General features: G+C 67.2%; 14 protein-coding genes. 5 read left to right on the top strand and 9 right to left on the bottom strand.

Going from position 1 to position 21,079, the window contains the following annotated elements; translation table 11 throughout:
• Positions 1-20: 20 nt before the first annotated feature.
• The 7 genes from K9B35_RS16630 to K9B35_RS16600 all read right to left on the bottom strand — a co-directional run bounded on the left by K9B35_RS16630 (position 21) and on the right by K9B35_RS16600 (position 8,731).
• The gene (locus K9B35_RS16630; RefSeq protein WP_224923103.1) at positions 21-440 is read right to left on the bottom strand and encodes an energy transducer TonB; all 420 of its coding nucleotides are present in this window, start codon (positions 438-440) and stop codon (positions 21-23) included.
• A gap of 370 nt (positions 441-810) precedes the next feature.
• Positions 811-1,092 carry a UvrB/UvrC motif-containing protein gene (locus tag K9B35_RS16625; protein ID WP_224923224.1) on the bottom strand — a complete coding sequence of 94 codons (282 nt, stop codon included), beginning with the start codon at positions 1,090-1,092 and terminating at the stop codon, positions 811-813.
• Positions 1,093-1,156: 64 nt separating this feature from the next.
• The gene (nagE, locus tag K9B35_RS16620) at positions 1,157-2,839 is read right to left on the bottom strand and encodes an N-acetylglucosamine-specific PTS transporter subunit IIBC (protein WP_224923102.1); all 1,683 of its coding nucleotides are present in this window, start codon (positions 2,837-2,839) and stop codon (positions 1,157-1,159) included.
• Positions 2,836-5,337, bottom strand: coding sequence for a phosphoenolpyruvate--protein phosphotransferase (gene ptsP, locus K9B35_RS16615; RefSeq protein WP_224923101.1), 2,502 nt, complete (start codon positions 5,335-5,337; stop codon positions 2,836-2,838). The genes nagE and ptsP overlap by 4 nt, the downstream gene beginning before the upstream one ends.
• A gap of 19 nt (positions 5,338-5,356) precedes the next feature.
• Complete coding sequence (gene nagA, locus K9B35_RS16610) at positions 5,357-6,523, bottom strand: N-acetylglucosamine-6-phosphate deacetylase (RefSeq protein ID WP_224923100.1); 1,167 nt, start codon at positions 6,521-6,523, stop codon at positions 5,357-5,359.
• Positions 6,520-7,563 (bottom strand): SIS domain-containing protein, encoded by a 1,044-nt coding sequence (locus K9B35_RS16605; protein WP_224923099.1) that lies wholly within the window; start codon positions 7,561-7,563, stop codon positions 6,520-6,522. Before K9B35_RS16605 ends, nagA begins: the two co-directional genes overlap by 4 nt.
• Before the next feature lie 91 nt (positions 7,564-7,654).
• Positions 7,655-8,731, bottom strand: coding sequence for an acyltransferase family protein (locus K9B35_RS16600; protein WP_224923098.1), 1,077 nt, complete (start codon positions 8,729-8,731; stop codon positions 7,655-7,657).
• Between the two features lie 177 nt (positions 8,732-8,908).
• Between K9B35_RS16600 and K9B35_RS16595 the strand changes: the two genes are divergently transcribed.
• The 4 genes from K9B35_RS16595 to K9B35_RS16580 all read left to right on the top strand — a co-directional run bounded on the left by K9B35_RS16595 (position 8,909) and on the right by K9B35_RS16580 (position 16,561).
• The gene (locus tag K9B35_RS16595; RefSeq protein ID WP_224923097.1) at positions 8,909-12,109 is read left to right on the top strand and encodes a TonB-dependent receptor; all 3,201 of its coding nucleotides are present in this window, start codon (positions 8,909-8,911) and stop codon (positions 12,107-12,109) included.
• Positions 12,110-12,174: 65 nt separating this feature from the next.
• A complete protein-coding gene (locus K9B35_RS16590) occupies positions 12,175-13,680 on the top strand; it encodes a tryptophan halogenase family protein (protein ID WP_224923096.1) in 1,506 nt (501 codons plus the stop codon).
• Positions 13,677-15,074, top strand: a complete 1,398-nt coding sequence (locus K9B35_RS16585; protein ID WP_224923095.1) for a tryptophan 7-halogenase — start codon at positions 13,677-13,679, stop codon at positions 15,072-15,074. Before K9B35_RS16590 ends, K9B35_RS16585 begins: the two co-directional genes overlap by 4 nt.
• On the top strand, positions 15,071-16,561 hold the full coding sequence (locus K9B35_RS16580; protein WP_224923094.1) for a tryptophan halogenase family protein: 1,491 nt from the start codon (positions 15,071-15,073) through the stop codon (positions 16,559-16,561). Before K9B35_RS16585 ends, K9B35_RS16580 begins: the two co-directional genes overlap by 4 nt.
• On the opposite strand, the gene K9B35_RS16575 is transcribed toward K9B35_RS16580, so the two are convergent.
• Complete coding sequence (locus tag K9B35_RS16575) at positions 16,558-17,328, bottom strand: GntR family transcriptional regulator (RefSeq protein WP_412103478.1); 771 nt, start codon at positions 17,326-17,328, stop codon at positions 16,558-16,560. The two genes, K9B35_RS16580 and K9B35_RS16575, sit on opposite strands and share 4 nt — an antisense overlap.
• Positions 17,329-17,367: 39 nt before the next feature.
• Entirely contained in the window at positions 17,368-18,423 is a 1,056-nt protein-coding gene (locus tag K9B35_RS16570) for a glycosyl hydrolase family 18 protein (protein ID WP_224923092.1), read from the bottom strand.
• Positions 18,424-18,523: 100 nt separating this feature from the next.
• Here K9B35_RS16570 and K9B35_RS16565 point away from each other — a divergent pair, with 100 nt between their 5' ends.
• Positions 18,524-21,076, top strand: a complete 2,553-nt coding sequence (locus K9B35_RS16565; RefSeq protein ID WP_224923091.1) for a family 20 glycosylhydrolase — start codon at positions 18,524-18,526, stop codon at positions 21,074-21,076.
• Positions 21,077-21,079 lie beyond the last annotated feature (3 nt).

Genomic DNA, 21,079 nt, shown 5'->3' with positions numbered 1-21,079 from the left:
GCCGCCACCTGAACCCCAGTCTAGCCGCGTGCGCGGTACCGCATCGGTACTTCGAAGCGCAGCGCCTGAGCGGGCGCGAATTTGAACGGGCGGGGAAAGGGGGAGGCGTTGCGGACCTGGCGCAGGGCGAGCGCGTCGAGCCACGCGACGCCACTTCCCCGCACGATGCGGATGTCTCCAGCTCTGCCGCGATGATCGATCGTAAATGCGATCAGCACCGTCGCGTCGAACGCATCGCGGACATGATCTTCAGGGAATTGTTGGTGGCGTTTGAGCCAGGCGAGGACATGCGCGGCATAGGCGTTGGTGTCTGCGCGTCGTGGCGCGGACGCGGGCAATGCGGGCGCATCAACGGAGTGCAGAGCGACAGCCGCCGGGCTCTCGCCGTGATGCGGAGGGCGTTCGCCATGGGGGGCGGGGGTGGCTTGCGCTGAAGCCATGGGTGCATCCGCAGGCCCGCCCAAATTCAGCTCGATGATCGCGATCGGTCGCGCGGATGCGGTTTTGGGTTGGCGGTTCGCGGGGAATTGCGCCGGTTGCTTGACGCGGTCGGGCCTGACCCGCGCTACGGCCCGGTTGGCGGCCTGCGCTGCCGTTGCCACGTCGAACGTCTGAAGCGCCGCGTTGCGGCTGTGGCCCGTCCCGCCATCGCGAGACGCAAGGCTGAGGATCATGCCGCCCAGCAGGCCGGCGGTGAGCAGAAGCGACGCAACAGACGCGAGAGACCGAACCCGGAGCATGGGCGCGTTTTAGGCAAATGATAATCAATAGCAAGAGTGGGGCGTGGCTTTTCCAGCCACGTCTAGGCGTTCATGGTCGATCCCGTCGCTTGCGGCCGGACGTCATCAGGTCGGGCTTTGGCGGCGGCTTCCAGCCCGGCGGCGGAGATGGCCGCTGCCGGCTCGTGCCAAGCCCCATCGCCCCCGGCTGTTGCCGAGCCAAACCCGACGTGTCGGCTTGAGCAACCGCTGAAGCGCTGGCTCCGCCGCGCATCAGATTGATGCGGTCGCGAATGCGCCGCGCCTCCTCGAAATCGAGCCGGCTCGCCGCAGCGTCCATTTTGCGCTGAAGGTCCTGGAGTGTGTCGGTCATGGCCCCCCAACGCACGGCGGCGATTTTAAGCCGCATTACGCCCAGAGCGCGACCCCTGGCCGACTCACTCCAGCAGCAGGTGGAACACTCCCGCTTTTGGCTGGATCGCGCCGCGAGTCGTGCTGGCCAGCGCGGTCGTATCGACGCGCTCCGGCGTTGCGACCTCAACCCGTAGTCGATCGGACAGGGCCCGGCAGCTGACGATGTTCGCCGCGCCCCCCAGCGCGTCGACCACCGCGGGGCCGAGCGCTGGCGCTGGCGCTGGCGGTGCTTCCGGCGGGCGGCCATTCGTCCCGTGACTCTGCCGCTGCCCAAGTGCCCCCCGGATCTCCTCCGCGATCAGGTCGGCGAGCGGGCCGAGTACGACTTGTGCGGCGTTGGCGGAGGGGCGGATGATGCCGCGTGCGCCGAGTGCAGTCAGCGCGGCATCGTCGATCGCGCTCTGGTCGACCACCATCAGCCGCAACCGGGTGGTGCAGGCATCGACGCTGATGAGGTTGTCCGCGCCACCGAGCGCCGCGACGAACTGCGCGCCGCGTCCGCCCGCGACGACCGGGCTGTCGCCAACACTGGCCGCGTCCCGCTCGCGCCCAGGTGTCGCCAGATCGAGCTTGCGGATGAAGAAGCGGAACAGCCCGTAATAGAGCAGCGCATAGACCGCGCCGACCGGCAGCAGCAGCCAGGGCCGCGTCGACAGCCCGAAATTGAGGACATAGTCGAACAGCCCGGCCGAAAAGCCGAAGCCGAGCTTGACGCCGAGCAGCTGCATCAGCGCCATCGACAGCCCCGTCAGCACCGCATGGATCGCGTAGAGCAGAGGCGCGAGGAACATGAAACTGAACTCGATCGGCTCGGTCACGCCGGTGAGGAAGCTGGTGAAGGCGAGGCTGAACAACATCCCGCCGACCGCCTTGCGCCGTTCCGGCCGTGCCTCGTGGTACATGGCGAGGCAGGCAGCGGGCAGGCCGAACATCATCACCGGGAAGAACCCCGACATGAACGCCCCCGCGCTCTGATCCCCGGCGAAGAAGCGGCGCAAATCGCCGGTGACGCCGCCGAAATCGCCGATCACGAACCACGCGACATTGTTGATAATATGGTGCAGCCCGGTGACGATCAGCAGCCGGTTGAGCACGCCATAGGCGAACAGCCCGAGCTCGCCCGATCCGACCACGCCGCGGCTGGCCGCGTCGAGTCCGCTGCTGATATGCGCATAGCCATAACCGATCACCGCTGCGAGCAGCAGGCCGGCGACCCCGGACGCGATCGGCACGAAGCGCCGTCCGCCGAAAAACGCGAGATATTCGGGCAGGGCGATGGTGGCGAAGCGGTTGTAGAATTTGCCACCGATCAGGCCGGACAGGATTCCGATCGGCACCTCCAGCCGGTCGATCTGCCCGGTGGCCCATGCTTTCGCCGCCAACGCCGTCGCAGCTTCGGGCAGGCCCGCGCCGATGTCCGCCGGCGCGACGAGGAACGTCTGTGCGCCGGTGGTGGTGGTAAGATAGCAGGTGATCCCCGCCAGCGCCGCTGCGCCATTGCCGTCGCGCGCAAATCCGGTCGCGACGCCGATCGCGAACAGGATGCCGAGATTGTCGAAGATCGCCGCCCCCGCCGCCGAAATGAAGGCGATGTCGAGCAGGTCGGGCTGGCCGATGCGCAGCAATAGCCCGGCGATCGGCAGCACCGCGATCGGCAGCATCAATGCGCGGCCGAGTGGCTGGAGCGCTTCGAGGATCTTCTTCATGCCCCAACCTCCCTAAACGACGTCTCCGCAAAAGCGCGGGCGAGCGCGCGGACTTCGGCAGCTGAGGTACAGTCGAGTGCCGCGCGGGCATGCGCCTGTGTCTGTGCCAGCGTGAGCGACCGGACGATCGCCTTGGCCTCGGCGACGAAGCCGGGGACCGCCGACAATTCGGTCGCGCCCAGCCCGACCAGGATCGGCACCGCGAGCGGATCGGAGGCGAGGCCCCCGCATACCCCGACCCAGCGCCCGGCACCCGCGCCGCGGCGGCACGTCTCGGCGATCATCCGCAGCACCGCCGGGTGCAGCGGATCGACCTGTGCCGCGACCGCCGGATTGCCGCGATCCATCGCCAGCACATATTGGCTGAGGTCATTGGTCCCGATCGACAGGAAATCGGCCTCTGCAGCAAGCAGGTCGGCGGTGATCGCCGCCGCCGGGGTTTCGACCATCACGCCGATCTCGACCGGATCGGCGATACCCAGCTCGTCGCGTAGCCGATCGGTGATCGCGCGCACTGCGCGGACTTCGGCAACGCTCGCCACCATCGGCAGCATGATGCGGCACTGCCCGAACGGGCGGACGCGCAGGATCGCGCGCAGCTGGGTCGCCAGCAATTCGGGATGGGCGAGGCCGACACGAATGCCGCGCTGGCCCAGCGCCGGATTTTCCTCTGCGGCAAAGGGCAGATAGGCGGCGGGCTTGTCGCCGCCGATGTCGAGCAGGCGGACGATCACCGGAAGTCCCGGAAGCGCGTCGGCAATCCCCTGATAGGCGGCGTGCTGCTCGTCTTCAGACGGCGCGGAATCGCGACCGAGGAACAGGAATTCGCTGCGCACCAGCCCCGATCCTTCGGCACCCTGCGCGGCGGCGGCCACCGCATCCTCGACGCTGCCGAGATTGGCGAACAGTTCGATCCGTGCGCCGTCGGCGGTGTGGCAGGGCGCGGCGGCGGTTGCGCGTGCGGCATCGCGGCGGGCGTGGCGTGCCGTGATCCGCGCGGCGAAGGCGGTGCTGTCCGTCGCGTTCGGTGCGATCGTCGCGCACCCCGCCTCGGCATCGAGCAGCAGCGTGGCACCGCCCTCCGCCGCGTCGAGCGCATCGCCCATCGCGACCAGTGCGGGCAGCCCCATCCCGGCGCACAGGATCGCGACATGCGAGGTCGGTCCACCACGCGCGAGGCACAGCCCCGCCGGGCGCGATGCAGCAAGCGTCACCAGTTGCGAGGGCAGCAGGTCGTCGGCGACCAGGATCGCGCCCGGCGGCGCTGCATCGGCATTGGCGGGCATGCCGGTCAGCACCGCCAGCACCTGCCGCTCGATATCGATCAGGTCGTCGATCCGCTCGGCGAGATGGGCATTGCCGGTCGCGCGCAGGATATCGATCTGGTCATGCACCGCGCCACGCCACGCAAAGCCGGCGCTGGTCCCCTCGGCGATCCGCGCATCGGCTGCGGACGCAAGGCCGGGATCATCGAGCAGGGCGAGATGCGCGGACATCACCGCCGCCACCTGGCTGCTGCCCGTGGCGATCCGCGCGGCGATTCCCGCCCCCACCTCGACCAGAGCAGCGGCGAGCGCCTCGCGCTCGACCGTGATCCCGGCGCCCTCGCGCTGCACGGCGATGGCCGATCGGTCGATCCGCACGACCGGCCCCATCGCCAGCCCCGGCGACGCGATCACCCCGCCGATCTGGCCCGGCGCCAGCGGCGTGGCGACAAGCGGAGCGGGCGTGGCGACCGCTGCGCTCTCCCCCATGTCGCTTGCGAGCAGCGCGACCATCGCCGCCAGCGCGTGCTCGGCATCGTCGCCGCGCGCCTCGATCACCACGCTGTCGCCCAGTCGTGTGCCGAGTGCGAGCAGCGCGATCGGGCTGCGCGCATCGCCGCGTCGGTCGCCCAGCACCAGATGCACATCTCCCGCAAATCCGCGCGCGCATTCGGCGATCCGTGCGGCGGGGCGGGCGTGGATGCCGTGGGGCAGGCGCAGCGTCACCGTCTGCGCGATCACGGTGCCGTCGTCCGACCAGCGGCGCGGTGCCTGCGCGACCGGTTCGAGCGCCATCAGCTCCTCGCACGCGCCGACCGCGCGGTCGATCGTGCGGCGGGTGATGGTGAAGGCTTCGGCATTGGTCACCACGACGGGCGTGATCAGGCTAACGGCGGCGAGCGCGACGGCGTCGAGGTCGAAGCGGATCAGCGGGTCGCCGCGCAGCACGCGCGCGCCAGCCGCCACCAATGGGGTAAAGCCACGCCCTTTCAGCGCCACGGTCTCCAGTCCGATATGGATCAGCAGCTCGACGCCCTCGTCGCTGCGCAGTGAGACGGCATGCGCGGAGTCGTGCAGCGTGACGATCACCCCGTCGCACGGCGCGCAGACGGTGTCGTCGAGCGGGTGGATCGCGACGCCGTCGCCCATCATCCGCTCCGCGAACACCGGATCGGGAACAGAATCGAGCGGGGCGGCCCAGCCCCGGAGCGGCGAGGTGATGATCAGCGCCATCGTGCCGCCGGTCCTTTCGTTATTGAGAAGCGCGCAGGCGCGCAGGAGCGTCGATCGCGAGCGGGATACCGCCGATCCAGGTGCCGGCCGGCCGCAGGTCGCGATCGAGGCAGATCCAGTCGGCGCGCAGGCCGTTCGTGAGTGCGCCGCGCTGATCGCCGAGCGACAGGAAGCGTGCCGGGGTCGTGCTCGCCATCGTCGCAGCGTCGGGGACGGACAGCCCAGTATTCTCCACCGTGTTGCGCAGGGCCGAGGCCATGTCGAGATGCGTCCCCGCCAGCGTACCGTCGGTGAATACGCACACGCCGTTGCGCACGGTAATCCGCTTGCCCTGCAGCATGAATTCACTCGCGTCGGTGCCGACCGTCGGCATCGCGTCGGTGACCAGCATCAGCCGGTCGACGCCCTTGGCCTTGACCGCGATCCGCACCGCTGCCGGATGCAGATGCGCGTCGTCGACGATCAGTCCGCACCAGATGTTGGAATCAAGCGCCGCGCCGACCAGCCCCGGCGCGCGGTGGTGCAACGGCGACATCGCGTTGAACAGATGCGTGACCCCGGACAGTCCGGCGCCGATCGCGCGTTTCGCTTCGTCATAGGTCGCGTCGCTGTGCCCCGCGCTGACGATCACGCCGTGGCGGGTCAGCGTGGCGATATCCTCGATCGCGCATTGTTCGGGCGCCAGCGTCAGCATCACCCGCCCGCGCCGCGGCGCGGTGAGCAACGCCAGCGTGTCGCTGTCGAGCTTGCGAATGCGGTGCGCCTCATGGATGCCGCGCTTCACCGCGTTGATGAACGGCCCCTCGATATGGATGCCGAGCACGCCGGGAACGCCTTGCCCGATCGCGGCATCGACCGCGTCGAGCGCGGCGGCTATCTGCGGCGCGGTGTCGCTGATCAGCGTGGGCAGGAAGCCCGTGGTGCCGAACCCGGCATGCGCTGCGCCGATCGCGGCAATCGCCTGCGGATCGGCATGGTCGTTGAACAACACCCCGCCGCCGCCATTAACCTGGCAATCGATAAAGCCGGGCAGCAGCCAGCCGCCGTCAAGGTCGATGATGCCGTCGGCGCGGCCCGATGCGACCGGGGCGATCGCGGCAATGCGCTCGCCGGCGACGGTGACATCTGCCGACTCAAGCACCTGTTTCGGCGTCGCGATGCGCCCGTTGACGATGCGAACGATCATAAAGTCTCGGTCACCTTGCGCAGGTGCGGCGGGGCATCGGGGTTGAGCCCGCGTGCCAGCGCCAGCCGGTTGGCCAGGCCATAGAAGCTCTGCACCATCAGCAGCGGCTCGATCGCCGGATGCGCCACCAGCGCGGGCAGGTCGGCATCGGCGGCGACGGGGTCGGCCAGCAACAGCCGCGCGCCGCGTGCGCGGAATTCGCTGGCGGTTTCGCGGACGCTCGCACCCGCGCGATCACTGCCACCGAATGCGAGGACATAAAAATCGCGCCCGACGATCGCCATCGGCCCGTGCCGCACCTCTGCCGCGCTGAAACTCTCGGCATGCAGGGCACAGGTCTCCTTGAACTTGAGTGCCGCTTCCTGCGCGATGCCATAGCCGTGACCGCGCCCGAGCACGAACAGATTGTCCGCCTCCACCAGCGCCGAAACGCCAGCCGACCAGTCGAGCGCCCAGGCGGCGCGCAGCATGTCGGGCAGCTGCGCCACCCCCGCCGCGAGCGCGGCGTCGCGCGCCCAGGCACCGGTCAGCGCCGCGATACCGGCGAGCGAGGCAATATAGGATTTGGTCGCAGCGACCGACCGCTCCGGCCCGGCGGATAGGGCGATCACCTCATCCGCCAGCGCACACAGCGGCGCATCCTCGGCATTGACCAGCGCCACGACATAGCCGCCCGCGCGCCGATGCATCGCGACCGTGGCGAGCAGGTCGGGGCTGCGGCCCGATTGCGAGATGGCAATGACCAGTCGGTTGCCCGAGACCAAGGGCGCGTCGAACAGCGTCGCGACCGACAGCGCCGCCGACGCGACCGGCACGCCGATATGCGTCTCGATCAGATATTTGGCGTAGGTCGCGGCATGATCGGACGACCCGCGCGCGCAGGTGATGACTGTCTCCGGCGGATGGGCGATCAGCCGCGCCGCGATCCGATCAAAGGCGGCGCGATTGGCGTCGAGCAGGCGCGCAACCGCGTCCGCTGCCTCGCCGGCTTCGCTCTCCATCAGGGTGGTGCGCTCGGCCATTGCCGTTGCCCCCGCCATTGCCGCCCTTCCTTACCCGGTTGTGACGCATTCCGCGTCCGCTTCTGGTACTATAGTTGTTATATTGGTCTCATCAAGAGGTATTCCTCCATCAGATTTTGATGATCCAGTTCCTGCGCCGCAGCCACTCCATCGCAGCCCAGATCAGCACCATATAGAGCGCCACCGGGATCAGCGACGCCAGCGGATCGCCCAGTGTCGCGCGCGTCGCGTGGAAGGGGATGAGCAGCAGATCCCACGCTACGACGCCTGCGGTCACCTGGTGCAGCGTATAGGCGGCGATGGCGTTGGTGCCGAACGCGATCATCGCGGTCGCGACGAGGCCGGGAGTGCGGCCTTCGCGGTCAAGCAGCGGATGGAGCGCGGCGAGCGCCAGCGTCGTGATGCCGGCGGTGACCAGCACGAAGCTGCTCGACCAGATGTCCTTGACGATCGGAAAGGCGAAGCTCCACGCCAAACCCAGCGCGACCATCGCGCCGCCCGCGATCGCCAGAGCGCGGGTGCGTCCGCCGCTGCGATCCCGCAACATCTCGCCCAGCGCGACGCCGATCAGTCCCTGCGCGATGGCGGGAAGGGTGCCGAGAATTCCTTCCGGATCATAGCCTTCCGGCCCCTGCACATAGAGATGCGTACCAAGCACAACGCGGTCGAGCGAGGCGGCGAAATTATGCCCGCGCTGCCACAAATCATTGGGCAATCCGTCGAGTGCGGGGAGCAACGTGAACGGCCAGTACCCGATCAGCAGCACCGCGATCAGCGCCATCCGCACGCGCGGCCCGCACGCGAGATACAGCAGCGCGCAGGCACCATAGACCAGCCCGATTCGCTGCAGCACGCCGAACACGCGAAACTCGGACGCAGCAAAGTCTGCGGCCCAATAGAGGTTGGACAGCACCAGTCCGAGCAGGATCAGCCGACCCGCGCGGGCCAAGGCGCGGCCCTGTTGCCCCGGCGTGGAGTCGCGTAGCGAGAAGGGGATGGCGATCCCCACCATCGTCAGGAATCCGGGGAAGACAAGATCGGCGAGGGTCAGGCCATCCCAGCTTTTGTGCAGCAGAATCCCGGCTACATCAGCCTCGGCGCCCCATTTCATCGCCGCGGCGGAATTGACCAGAATCATCCCCGCGACGGTCAGTCCGCGCAACACATCCAGTGAAATCAGGCGCATCGCGCACTCCCCCTATCCCCAGTCCCGCCGCCGACGAACAATTCATGCGTCGTCGCAAATTTGCAATAGACAGCATCTTGGATTTGTAGTCTATTGGTAATAGCCCAATGGCGTAATTGGTCTCATCGAAGTTCGTAGGGAGCGAGCGGAGGCCGGGGAAAAATGGGGAGATGGGGAATGATCGAACGGACAGTCGCGGCTGCGCATGGGCGCCGTCTGCTGCAAGGGATCTGCATCGCCGCACTGGCCAGCGCAATCAGCGCGCCGGCGCTGGCACAGGAAGCAGCCGCACCGGATGAGGGTGACACGATCGTCATCACCGGAATTCGCGAAAATCTCGAATCGGCGCAGAACCGCAAACGGAACGCCGACACGGTGGTCGATTCGATCACCGCCGAGGATATCGGGTCCTTTCCCGACAAGTCGGTGGCCGAGGCGCTTCAGCGCGTGCCCGGCATCACCGTTGTGCGCTTTGCTGGCACTGACGACACCTCGCACTTCTCGGCCGAACCGTCGGGCGTCATTGTTCGCGGCCTCAGCCAGGTCCGTTCGGAATTCAACGGCCGCGACGTGTTCAGCGCGAACAGCTCGCGTGGCCTGAGCTGGCAGGACATCTCGCCCGAACTGCTGGGCGGCGTCGATGTGTACAAGAACCAGACCGCCGACCTGATCGAAGGCGGCATCGCTGGCACCGTCAACCTGCGCACGCGCGTGCCGTTCGACAGCGACGGGCGCCTGATCTCGCTGTCGATCAAGGGCAGCTATGGCGACATCGCCGAAGAGCCGACGGCGGACATCTCAGGCATCTTCTCCGATCGCTGGATGACCGGCATCGGTGAGGTCGGCGTGATGGTGAACGGTGCCTATTCGCACGCGATCACGTCGAGCCAGGGCGTGCAGTTCGAGCGCATGGGCATCTTCGACGGCGCCTTTGGCCCCGGCACGCAATATATCCCGAGCGGCATTTCGCTGCGTGAGAACCTCTATGACCGCAAGCGGTACGGCGTCGCGGCGGCGGTCCAGTGGAAATCGCTCGACGAAAAGATGCAGCTGACCGGTCAGTACAACCGCTCACAATATGACAATAGCTGGCGCGAACATTCGGTGTTCTCCAGCGCCTTCAACCCGGACCTTTATGGTCGCCCGAGCGACTTCCGGTACAGCGATAACAGCCAGGTCGCGCCGTTGGAGGGTACGGCACCCTTCGCGTTCGATTCCGACGGGAACTTCCTGTCCGGCTGGTGGTCGGCGCCGCGTCCTTATGTTGGCGAAGGCAACGACAATCTGGGCCTGGGCGTGAACGAGGCCGGTCAGGCGTTCTACAATCGCTGCTATGCGTGGGAAGGCTGCACCAATGCCCGCCGCGCGCCGCAGGTCGATACGTCCGTCAACGCACTGCGTAATAAGCAGATCACGCAGGACTATGGCCTCAACTTCCGTTGGGACATTTCCGAGCGGCTGCGCCTGACCTTCGATGCGCAATATGTCGACGCGAGCGTCAACAACTACAACGCATCGGTCATGTCGCGCACCTATGCCAACACGTTTGTCGACCTGACCGGCGACTATCCGCGCCTGGAATTTTCGCCGGTCGCGGACAATATCAACCTCTCGCCCGGCGGCCTCACCAACGCCAGCAATTATCATTATTACGCGATCACCGACCACACGGAGGACAGCGAGGGCGAGGAGATCGCGCTTCGCTTCGACGCGGAATATGCGGTGGAATCGAGCTGGCTCGATGCGATCAAGGTCGGCGCACGCTATGCCGATCGTGACCAGACCGTGCGTTGGGGTGCATATAACTGGGCCAATATCTCCAACACCTGGACCTATACCCAGGCGCCCTATTTCAACGTCAACCGGCCGGTCTATCCCGGTGGCAGCAACGTGATCCACACCTTCGGGCAGGATTTCTTCGCGGGCAATCAGACCAACCAGCATTCGTTCGTGTTCTTCAACATGGACCGGCTGGTCGACCGCGAAACGCTGGCGAGCACGCTCGGGCGTCCCGCGCTCGGCGTTGGCGAGTATTTCCCGGTCTGCTCGGGTGCGGGGTATCGCGCGGGTGAGACCGTCAGCGGCGACTATGGCTGTTATCTGCCCAGCGAAATCCATCGCGTGAGCGAGCGCACCGCCGCCGCCTATGCGATGGCCAAGTTCGGCGGCGACGGTCTGGCGATCGGTGGCGTGAAGATCTCGGGCAACCTTGGCGTTCGGCTGGTCTGGACGGAGGATGCGACCGTCGGCGCGACGACCTTTGCCAACCCGTTCAATGCGACCGACCTGACCTGTGTGCGCGGCATCGATGGTGCGGGCAATCCGACCGCAACGGCGGGCTGCGTGATCACGCCGAACGAGGTTGCGTTTAACAATGGTGCGACGGTGGGCGATACCACCCGCGTCAACCATTTCCACGCACTACCCAGCTTCAACATGAAGTTCGACCTGACCGACAAGCTGGTGTCGCGCTTTGCCTATTCGCGGGCGATGTCGCGGCCGGACATCGGCCTGTTGCGCAACTTCCTCAACATCAACCGGCTCTCGCCCAATCTGTCGGATCGCAGCGACCCCAATGTCACGCGTGACGCGGCGGGCAACCCGATCGCCTATAACTGGCAGTACACCGGCACGTCGGGCAATCCGGGGCTGAAGCCGATCACTGCGGATCAGGTCGATCTGACGCTCGAATATTACTTCGCGCGTGCCGGATCGCTGACGGTCACCGGCTTCTACAAGCAGTTCTACGACTATATCCAGGCCGGGCAGTTCAACCTGACCATCGCCAACAACGGCGTGACGGAGCAGGTGCGCCTGAACCGTCCGGTCAATGGCGAGGGCGCCGGCATCTATGGCGCGGAGGTCGCGTTCCAGACCTTTTTCGACTTCCTGCCCGGACCGTTCGACGGCCTCGGCGTCCAGGCCAACTACACCTATGTCAAGAATGACGGGATCGAGACGGTCAACCTGACCAACGAGACCGGCGCAGGAACTGCCGGTGGCGGCATTTCCTACGAAAGCTCGACGGTGAAGGCCAACGCGCTCGAAGGCGTGTCGGAGCACAGCTTCAACCTGGTCGGCATGTACGAAAAGGGGAAGGTATCGGCGCGCGTCGCGTATAACTGGCGCTCCAAATACCTGGTCACCGCGATCGACTGCTGCGTCGGCTTCCCGATCTGGCAGGGTCCGACCGGCTATCTCGATGCGTCGATCCGCGTCCGCGCGACCAAGGAAATGGAGTTCATCCTCGAGGGCTCGAACCTGCTCGGCACCGACACGGTCCTCTACCAGCAGGTCGACTCGACCGGGCTGCTCAAGCCGAACGCGTGGTTCAAGAACGACCGGCGCTTCCAGCTTGGGCTGCGGTTGAACTTCTGATGCAGGATGCGGCGCCAGTTCCTGACGGGGCTGGCGCCGTCGCCTTGGGGCGGTAAGCTTCAGCAATGGACAAGCGGTTCGATCTAGTGATTGTCGGGGGCGGGACCGCCGGCTGGATGTGTGCCGCAGCGTGCGCGGCGAAGCTCGATCCAGCGCGCTATCGCGTCCGGCTGGTCGAATCTGAAGAGATCGGGACGGTCGGCGTCGGCGAAGCCACGCTGCCGCAGATGAAGGATTTCAACGACTATCTCGGCCTTGACGAGGCCGCGTTCATGGCGGCGACCCAGGCGAGCTTCAAACTGGGGATCGAGTTCGTGAACTGGGGGCGGCAGGGGGATCGCTACATCCATCCCTTCGGCACCTTTGGCCGCCCGATCGGCGAGGCGGATTTCTTCAGCTATTGGGCGCGCGCCAATGCCGCGGGCCGCGCCGCGCCGCTGCCGGACTATTGCATCGCCATCGTCATGGCCTGGGCCAATCGCTTCATGCTGCCCAATGGCGCGGCGGGCGATGTCCGCAACGCCTTTTCCTACGCCTATCATCTCGACGCATTTCTCTACGCCCGGTTCCTGCGGCGCTGGGCCGAAGAGCGTGGGGTCGATCGCGTCGAGGGGCGGATCGTCTCGGTCGAACGTGATGGCGAAGGCGGGGGCATCGCCGGCGTGACGCTGGCATCGGGTGCGCAGGTGACCGGTGACCTGTTCGTCGATTGCTCGGGCTTCCGTTCGCTGCTGCTCGGCCAGACGCTCGGCGTCGATCTGGAGGATTGGGCGCACTGGTTGCCCTGCGACAGCGCGGTGGCAGTGCCGTCGGCGCGGTCGGACGATTTCACCCCCTACACCCGCTCGACCCGCCGCCCGGCGGGATGGCAATGGCGCATCCCGCTCCAGCACCGCACCGGCAACGGCTATGTCTATGCCAGCGCGCACGTCTCGGACGATGAGGCCGCGGCGACCCTGCTCGCCAATCTCGACGGCGCTGCGCTCGCCGATCCGCGCGTGCTGCGGTTCAAGGCGGGGAAGCGGCGGCGGGCGTGGGCGCATAATGTCATCGGCATGGGGCTGGCCGGCGGGTTTCTCGAGCCGCTCGAATCGACCAGCATCTACCTCGTGCAGATGGCGATCATGCACCTGCTGACGCTGTTGCCCGACGGCCCCGCGGTCGACCCGGCGCTGCCCGCCGAATTCAACCGCGTGATGGACGTCGAATATGACCGCATCCGCGACTTCCTGATCCTCCATTATGCCGCCAACGAAGCCGACGCGCCGCTGTGGCAGGCAGTGACGACGATGGACCTGCCGGACTCGCTCCACGGGCGGATCGAGGCGTTCCGGCATCGCGGGCATGTCCCCGCCTATCGCGACGGCCTGTTCGGTCCGACCAGCTGGCAGGCGGTGTTCGTGGGACAGGGGATCGTGCCGGGATCCGGCGACCGGCTCGCCGATGCGATGCCGGAGGACGTGCTGGCGCAGCGGCTCGACGGGTTCGCCGCGTCGGTGGCGCAGGGGATCGCGGACGCGCCGTCGCATGCCGAGTTCGTCGCGCGCTATTGCCCGGCTCCCGCGCTGTGAGTCCGATACGGAGCGTAGCGGTGCTGGGCGGCGGCATTGCTGCCCCAATGGCGGCGCTGGCGATTGCGCGTGCCTATGGCCGGCTGGGCGTCGCGGTCACCTGGTACGACACCGGAACACTGCCCGCGCCGCATGCCGCGCTCGCCGCGCCGCCCGATCTCGTCACCTTTCACCGCCTGCTCGGTCTTTCCGACGCGGCGCTGATCGACCGGGCGGCGGGGACGCTTAGTCTCGGGCAGCTTTATGCCGGATGGGCGGGGGACGGGAGCGGGTTCCTGCACGCCTATGGCGACGCCGGCACGCCCTTTGCCGGGCGGCCCTTCGTCCAGCATTGGACGCGCGCGCGGCATGCCGGGCTGGGGGTGCCGCTGGAGGAATTCTGCCTCGCCGCAGTGGCCGCGAAACAGGGGCGGATCGGCCAGCCGCGCGATCCGGCGACGCGGCAGGCGGTGAAGCATGGCTGGCATCTCGATGCCGCTGGGTACGCCGCGCTGCTGCGGGAGGCATGCGGCGGCGCAGACGTGCGGATCGAGCCCGCTCAGAATACGCCGCCCGACGCCGATCTGCTGGTCGGTGCCGATGGCGGCTGGTCGGCTGCGGCAACGGGGGCGCCGCCGCGCTGTGACCGGATGATCCTGGGTTCGGCCGAGCGGCGCGACCCGGTTCCGCTCTATGGCCGCGTCGTTGCGCAGGATGCGGGGTGGACGACGCTGACCCCGCTCGACGACCGGCTGGCGGTCGCGTGCCACTATGCGAGCACGCAGATGGATGACGCTGGCGCCCGTGCTGCGATGGCGGAAGCGGCGGGAGGGCCGGTCGATGCGGACCGACCGCAGCCGGTCGAAGCTCGCCGTCAGCCCGGCTGGCGCGGCAACCTCGTCACGATTGCCGAACCCGATGGCGAGTCCGCGACCTTCGCCGCCGCCGGACTGCTCGAACTCCAACTCGCTATCGCTCAGCTGATCCTGCTCTGGCCGGTCGACCGCAAGGCGATGCCGGAGGCGGCGCTCTACACCGCGGAACTGGCGGGCACGCGCGCGCGGATCGACGATTTTTCCGCGCAGCATTTCCACCTCGCCCGCCGCGGCGGGGCCTATTGGGACGCGGCACGCGCCGCCCGCGTCTCGCCAGCGCTCGCCGCCAAGCGCGACCTGTTCGCGGCGCGCGGCATGTTCGCGCACTGCGACCATGAGGCGCATGTCGAGGATGGCTGGGCCTTGTGCATGGCCGGCCATGGCATCGTCCCGCGCAGCCCCGACCCACAGGCGATGCTGGTCGACGAACAGCAATTGATGGTTGAGTTCCAACGCCAGTTGCGCGCCATCGCCGCCGAGGTGCGCGCGATGCCGACCCATGCACAGGCACTCGCTCAACTTAAGGACGCATCGGTATGAGCGCGCGCACCCGACCCATGCGCCGCATCGTCATCCTCGGCGGGGGCAGCGCCGGGTGGATGACCGCCGCCGCGCTCGCCCGTGCGCTGGCGGGGCAGGGCCATGTCATCACCCTGATCGAATCCGAGGCGATCGGCACGGTCGGCGTCGGCGAGGCGACGGTCCCGCCGATCCACGAATTCAACCGCTATTTGCGGATCGACCCCGCCGAATTCCTCCGCGCGACCAACGGCACGATCAAGCTCGGCATCCAGTTCGATGGCTGGGGTGGGCGCGACGCCTCCTATTTCCACCCATTCGGCTATCTCGGCATCGAAATGGGCGGGATCCATTTCCACCATTACTGGCTGCGTCATCTGGCAGAGGGCGGCGCGGGCGACCATGCGCCCTATAATCTCGAAACGCTGGCCGCACGCGCCGGACGGTTCGCCCCCGCGACGCGGCACGGGCCGGTGCATCATGCGGTGCATTTCGACGCCGCCGGCTATGCCCGCTTCTTGCGCAGCCACGCCGAAGCGGCCGGCGTGGTGCGGGTCGAGGGCAAGGTGGCAGAGGTGCGGCTCGATCCCGAGGACGGGTTTATCGATACGCTGCTGCTCGACGATGGCCGGACGATCGACGGCGATCTGTTCGTCGATTGCTCGGGCTTTCGCGGGGTGCTGATCGAGGGCGCGCTGAACAGCGGCTATGTCGACTGGCGCCACTGGCTGCCATGCGACAGTGCAGTGGCGATGCCATCGGAGCGGCAGGGCGACCCGCCGCCCTTCACCCGCTCGACCGCGCGTGAGGCGGGCTGGCAATGGCGCATCCCGCTCCAGCATCGCGACGGCAATGGCTATGTCTATTCGAGCGCGCATCTGGATCACGACAACGCGGTGGCGAAGCTGACCGAGCGGCTGCCGGGGAAGGCGCTCGCCGACCCCAATCGGCTGCGCTTTGCGGCGGGGCATCGGCGGGTGATCTGGAACCGCAATTGTGTCGCGATCGGCCTCGCCGGCGGGTTTCTCGAGCCGCTTGAATCGACCTCGATCCATCTGATCCAGACCGCGATCATCCGGCTGCTCGCACTACTGCCGCGCGACGGGTTCGACCCCGGCATCGCCGCGCGCTTTAACCGCGAGACGATCAATGAGGTCGAGCGCATCCGCGACTTCGTCATCGCGCATTATGCGCTGGCCGGGCGCGACGACACGGACTTCTGGCGTGACATCGCCGCTGCACCGGTCCCGGACAGCCTGGCCGAGCGGATCGCAGTGTTCCGCGCGACCGGCAATATCCTGTTCGAGCCGGGCGACCTGTTCGGCCCGACCAACTGGTATTGCGTGCTGGCAGGGCAGGGGGTGCGGCCGCAAAGCTGGCATCCGATCGCCGATGGCCTTGCACCCGATGAGCTGGCGCGCAGGCTCACGACCTTACGCGGGCGGGTGGCGGAGCAGCTGTCCGAACTGCCCCCGCACACCGCGTATCTTGCTAGTCTCGCGCGTTAGTTGCTGTTGAGCTCGGCGACCACGTCATAGGCATCGCCGCGATAATAGCTTTGGGTGAACTCGGCGGTGCGCCCGTCCGACAGGAATCCGCGGCGTTCGATGAACAGCCCCGGTGCGCCCGGCTCGATCCCCAGCACTTCGGCCTGTTCGGGGGTGAAGGCGATCGCCCGCAGCCGCTGCAGCGCGCGCACAGGCAGATGGTCGTTCGCCTCAAGCGCCGCATAGAGCGAGTCCCCGACCACTTCGACCGAGGGCAGGCAGTAGGCCGGGATCGTCGCATATTCGAGCGCCATCGACGTATCGTCGGCATAGCGGATGCGGTGAAAGCGATAGACCAGCGACCCCGGCGACAGGCCGAGCGACAGCGCCTCTTCCGGCGTCACCGTGCCCGCGGTCTTGCTCACCCATTCGCTATACGGCCGGCGCCCGCGTGAGATCATGTCCTGCGAGAAGGAGGTCAGTTTCGAAAAGCTCTTCTCGACCCGCGGCCGCGTGACGAACGTACCCGCGCCGCGCCGCCGCGCGACCAGCCCGTCGCTGACCAGCCCGTCGATCGCCTTGCGCACCGTGATGCGCGACACGTCGAACTCTTCGGCCAGGTCGCGCTCGGTCGGGATCGCGTCGTCGGCCTTGACCACATGCCCGTCAATCGCGTCGCGCAGGATCTTTTGCAGCTGCAGATAGAGCGGGGTGGGGTCATCCTTGTGGAGCGGTCCCACAATTTCGATCAGCGACAAGGACGTTGCTCCACCTTCGGCCGGGCGCATCGGCGCCCGACCCACATGTGTTGCATTGGTATCGTCGCGTCAATCGCTGCCGCGCGACTCGTTCGCAGAAAGTCCCTTGAGCGCGGCGCGGGCGAGCGCGTGGTCGGCGCTGTCGTGCGACAATTCCCACACCATCAGCCCGGCGGCGTGCCGCATGGCGAGGCGCGCCTTGGCCTCGATCGTCGCCGGGCCGTTATAGGTGACGTAGCGGCACCCGGCACAAGCCTTTCCGATTACGTCTGCCTTCGCCGCTTCCGGAAAGGTCTCGACCAGCTCGCGATAGGACCAATTGGCCGCATGGCCGTTGAAGCCATAGCCGTAGAAGGGGACGCCCAGCACCAGCCGCTCGCGCGCAACGCCACGGCCCAGCCACAGCTTCAGGTCGCGCTCGGCCATCGCCAGCGGCGCATGTTCGGCTCCCGCCGGCCCCCAGCTCGGTCCGATCGCGTCATAGGACATGACGTTGACCAGATCGAAATACGGGACCGACGACACCGGGATCATCCCGCCCTCATAGGATGCGGTGGCGCAGGTCAGCAGCTTGCCGCGCGCCTTCAACGCCCGCGATAGGGCGGCGATGAACGGGGTATAGTCCCCCGCCCGATCGATCGCCGTCAGCAATTCGCCCTCCAGATCGATATCGACCCCGTCGAGCCCGAGCGTATCGGACAGTGCGACCAGCGCCGCGACCGTCGCATCGCGCCGCTCGGGCGCGAGCAAGGCCCGCCAGTCGCCCGAACAGCCGGGGATCACCCCACCTCCGATCGACACCAGTATCTTCGCGCCCTTTGCACTCAGCTGCTGCACCTGCGCGCGCAGCCCCACGACGGTGGTTGCCGCGCCGAACGGGGCGGGCATGCATGTCAATTGCCCGTCGCGGGCGAACGCGCCGGTCGCGTCGGGATTGGCAAAGGCGATGTTGAAATGGGTGTAGTCCTCAAGGCGGACGCGGGCGATCGTCATGTCGATGCCCTTGAACGCGGCGACATAGCCGACCATCACCGGCTTGCGCGGTGCGGCGTGTGAAGGCGATAGGACTAATGCAAAACCAATCAGGCTCATCAGCGCCGCGCGCATCATCGCTGTCATCGTCATATGTCCGATCTCCCCTCCCAAAGCGGTCGAATTGCCGCGATTGACCTTCTGCAAGCGATATGACAACTTAAATACAAATCGTCGAGAGGGAGCAAGGCCAATGCGCGGAATCGGCTGGATGGGGGCTTTGGCGCTGAGCGTGGCGGGGCCAGCCGTTGCACAGGGCAACGCACCGCCCCAGGCTGCGCTCGACCAGCTCGCCGCCGGACTCGATTACCGGTTCGAGGTGGTCGATAACCGCCCGGTCTGTCCCGAGGGCGTCGCGAACTGCTTCCTCGCGACGATCACCCTGACCCTGCCCGACAAGCTGCCAGCGTCGCTACGCAAAGGCGCCGGCCTCTCGCTCTATTTCAGCTTCGTCAATCCGCTCGATCGGATCGAGAGCGACCTGTTCGACTACCGCAACATCAATGGCGATGTGCAGCAGCTGACGCTGAAGCCTGGCGCGGTGCTGCGGCCCGGCGCGCGGCATGTGATCAAGCTGTGGGGGGTGGGATCGCATTTCTCGCGCGCGGTGGTGATGCCCAATGCCTATCTGGTGGCAGAGGGTCGGCAGGCACGCGTGATCGCGGCGACGCGCGACGCGATCGACCCCGATACCGGACTGCCCGCATTGCGCTTCGTCGCGCCCATGACCGACGCGGCCCGGCTGACGACCAAAAGCGATAGCGACAAGACGGTGTGGCTGACCCCCGAGCGTATTTTCGCGCAGAATGCCGAGCGCGCCGCCCCGCCAGCCAAGGGTATCGTGATTCTCCCGCGTCCGGCGCATGCTGCGCAGCATGAAGGCGATTCGGTCGATCTGACGCGCGGTGTCCGCCTGTCGCTGACGGGCATCGATCGCGCGGCGGTCGCACCCGCGCTGGCAGCGCTGAGTATGGCTGAGGATGGCGGATTGCCGCTACGCATCCGCGTGGATCCGACCAGCGGGATCGCGCCTGAAGGCTATCGGCTCGACGCGCGCGCGGACGGCATCGCGATCACCGCCGCCGACGCTGCCGGGGCCAGCCACGCACTGCGCTCACTCGCGCAACAGGCGGCGTTCGAACAGCGCAAAATGCGTCCACTGACCGTCGAGGACGCGCCGCTCTACCCGCATCGCGGCCTGCACCTCGACCTTGGCCGCAATTTCCATGGGCGCGACCAGATCCTCAAGCTGGTCGAGGCGATGGCCGCCTACAAGCTCAACAAGCTGCATCTGCATCTGGCCGAGGATGAAGGCTGGCGGATCGAAATCCCCGCGCTGCCCGAACTGGCGCAGATCGGGTCTGTGCGCTGCCACGATCCGGCCGAGAAAACCTGCCTGCTCCCGCAGCTCGGCGCAGGACCGGATGTCAAGTCGGGCGTCAATGGCTATCTCACCACCGCCGACTATATCGGAATCGTCAGCGCGGCGGCGGCGCGCGGGATCGAGGTGATCCCGTCGATCGACATGCCGGGCCATTCGCGTGCCGCGATCGTCGCGATGGAGCGGCGCCATGACCGGCTGGCGGCGGCGGGCAAGCGCGCGGAGGCCGATGCCTATCGCCTGATCGATCCCGCCGACACGACCAAATATCGCAGCATCCAGCATTATACCGACAACACGCTCAACGTGTGCATCCCCGCCACCTATCGCTTCGTCGATACGGTGGTGGATGCGCTGGCGGCGATGCATGGCGCGGCGGGCGTACCGCTCAAGACCTTCCACCTCGGCGCGGACGAAACGGCCGGCGCATGGGTCAATTCGCCCGCGTGCAAGGCGATGATTGCGGAGAATGGCGGCGACGCACGCAACCTGACCCCGCGCTTCATCGAGCGCGTCGCAACCTCGCTCGCGACCAAGGGCATTCGCGCGGGCGGGTGGAGCGACGGCATGGGGCATACCGATCCGGCGCGGATGCCGGCGAACGTGCTGACCAACATCTGGGGCGTGCTCCACACCGGCGCGATTCGCGAGGCGCATGACCAACTCAACCGTGACTGGGACGTGGTGTTGTCGATCCCCGACCTTGGCTATTTCGACATGCCCTATGCGCCGCATCCGGAGGAGGGCGGCTATTACTGGGCGTCGCGCGGGGTCGACAGCCATCAGGTGTTCGGCTTCATGCCCGACAACCTCCCTGCCAATGCCGCGCTGATCCCCAATATCAGCGCCCAGCCCCAGCCGATCGAGGACAAGCCGATCCGCGAACCGGGCCGCCGCATCGCCGGGATTCAGGCGCAGTTGTGGAGCGAAACCGTGCGCACCGATGCGCAGGTCGATTACATGCTGTTCCCCCGCCTGCTCGCGCTGGCCGAGCGTGGCTGGACCCCGGCGCGGTGGACGCCCGCCTATCGGCCCGGCCAGTCCTATGCATGGCATGACCCGCGCGTGGATCGCGCGGCGCTGTCCGCCGAGTGGCGCGACTTTGCCGGACGGGCTTCGGCGCAGTTCGCACCGCTGGAGCGGATCGGCGTCGCCTATCGCGTCGCCCCGCCGGGCGCGCGGATCATCGGCGGAACGCTGGACGCGAATATGGACTTCCCTGGTTTCGTCATTGAGTATCGCGAGCGCGGTGGCCAGTGGACGCGCTATCAGGGTCCGGTAGTGGTGAATGGACCGGTCGAGCTCCGCAGCCGCTCTGACGACGGCAAGCGCAGCAGCCGGATCATCACGGTGTCGCCTTCGTAGCGC

The organism is Sphingomonas sp. R647, from assembly GCF_020177055.1.
Lineage (GTDB): Bacteria > Pseudomonadota > Alphaproteobacteria > Sphingomonadales > Sphingomonadaceae > Sphingomonas.
The sequence above is the reverse complement of the archived record's forward strand: the minus strand, read 5'-3'. Positions and strand labels throughout refer to the sequence as shown.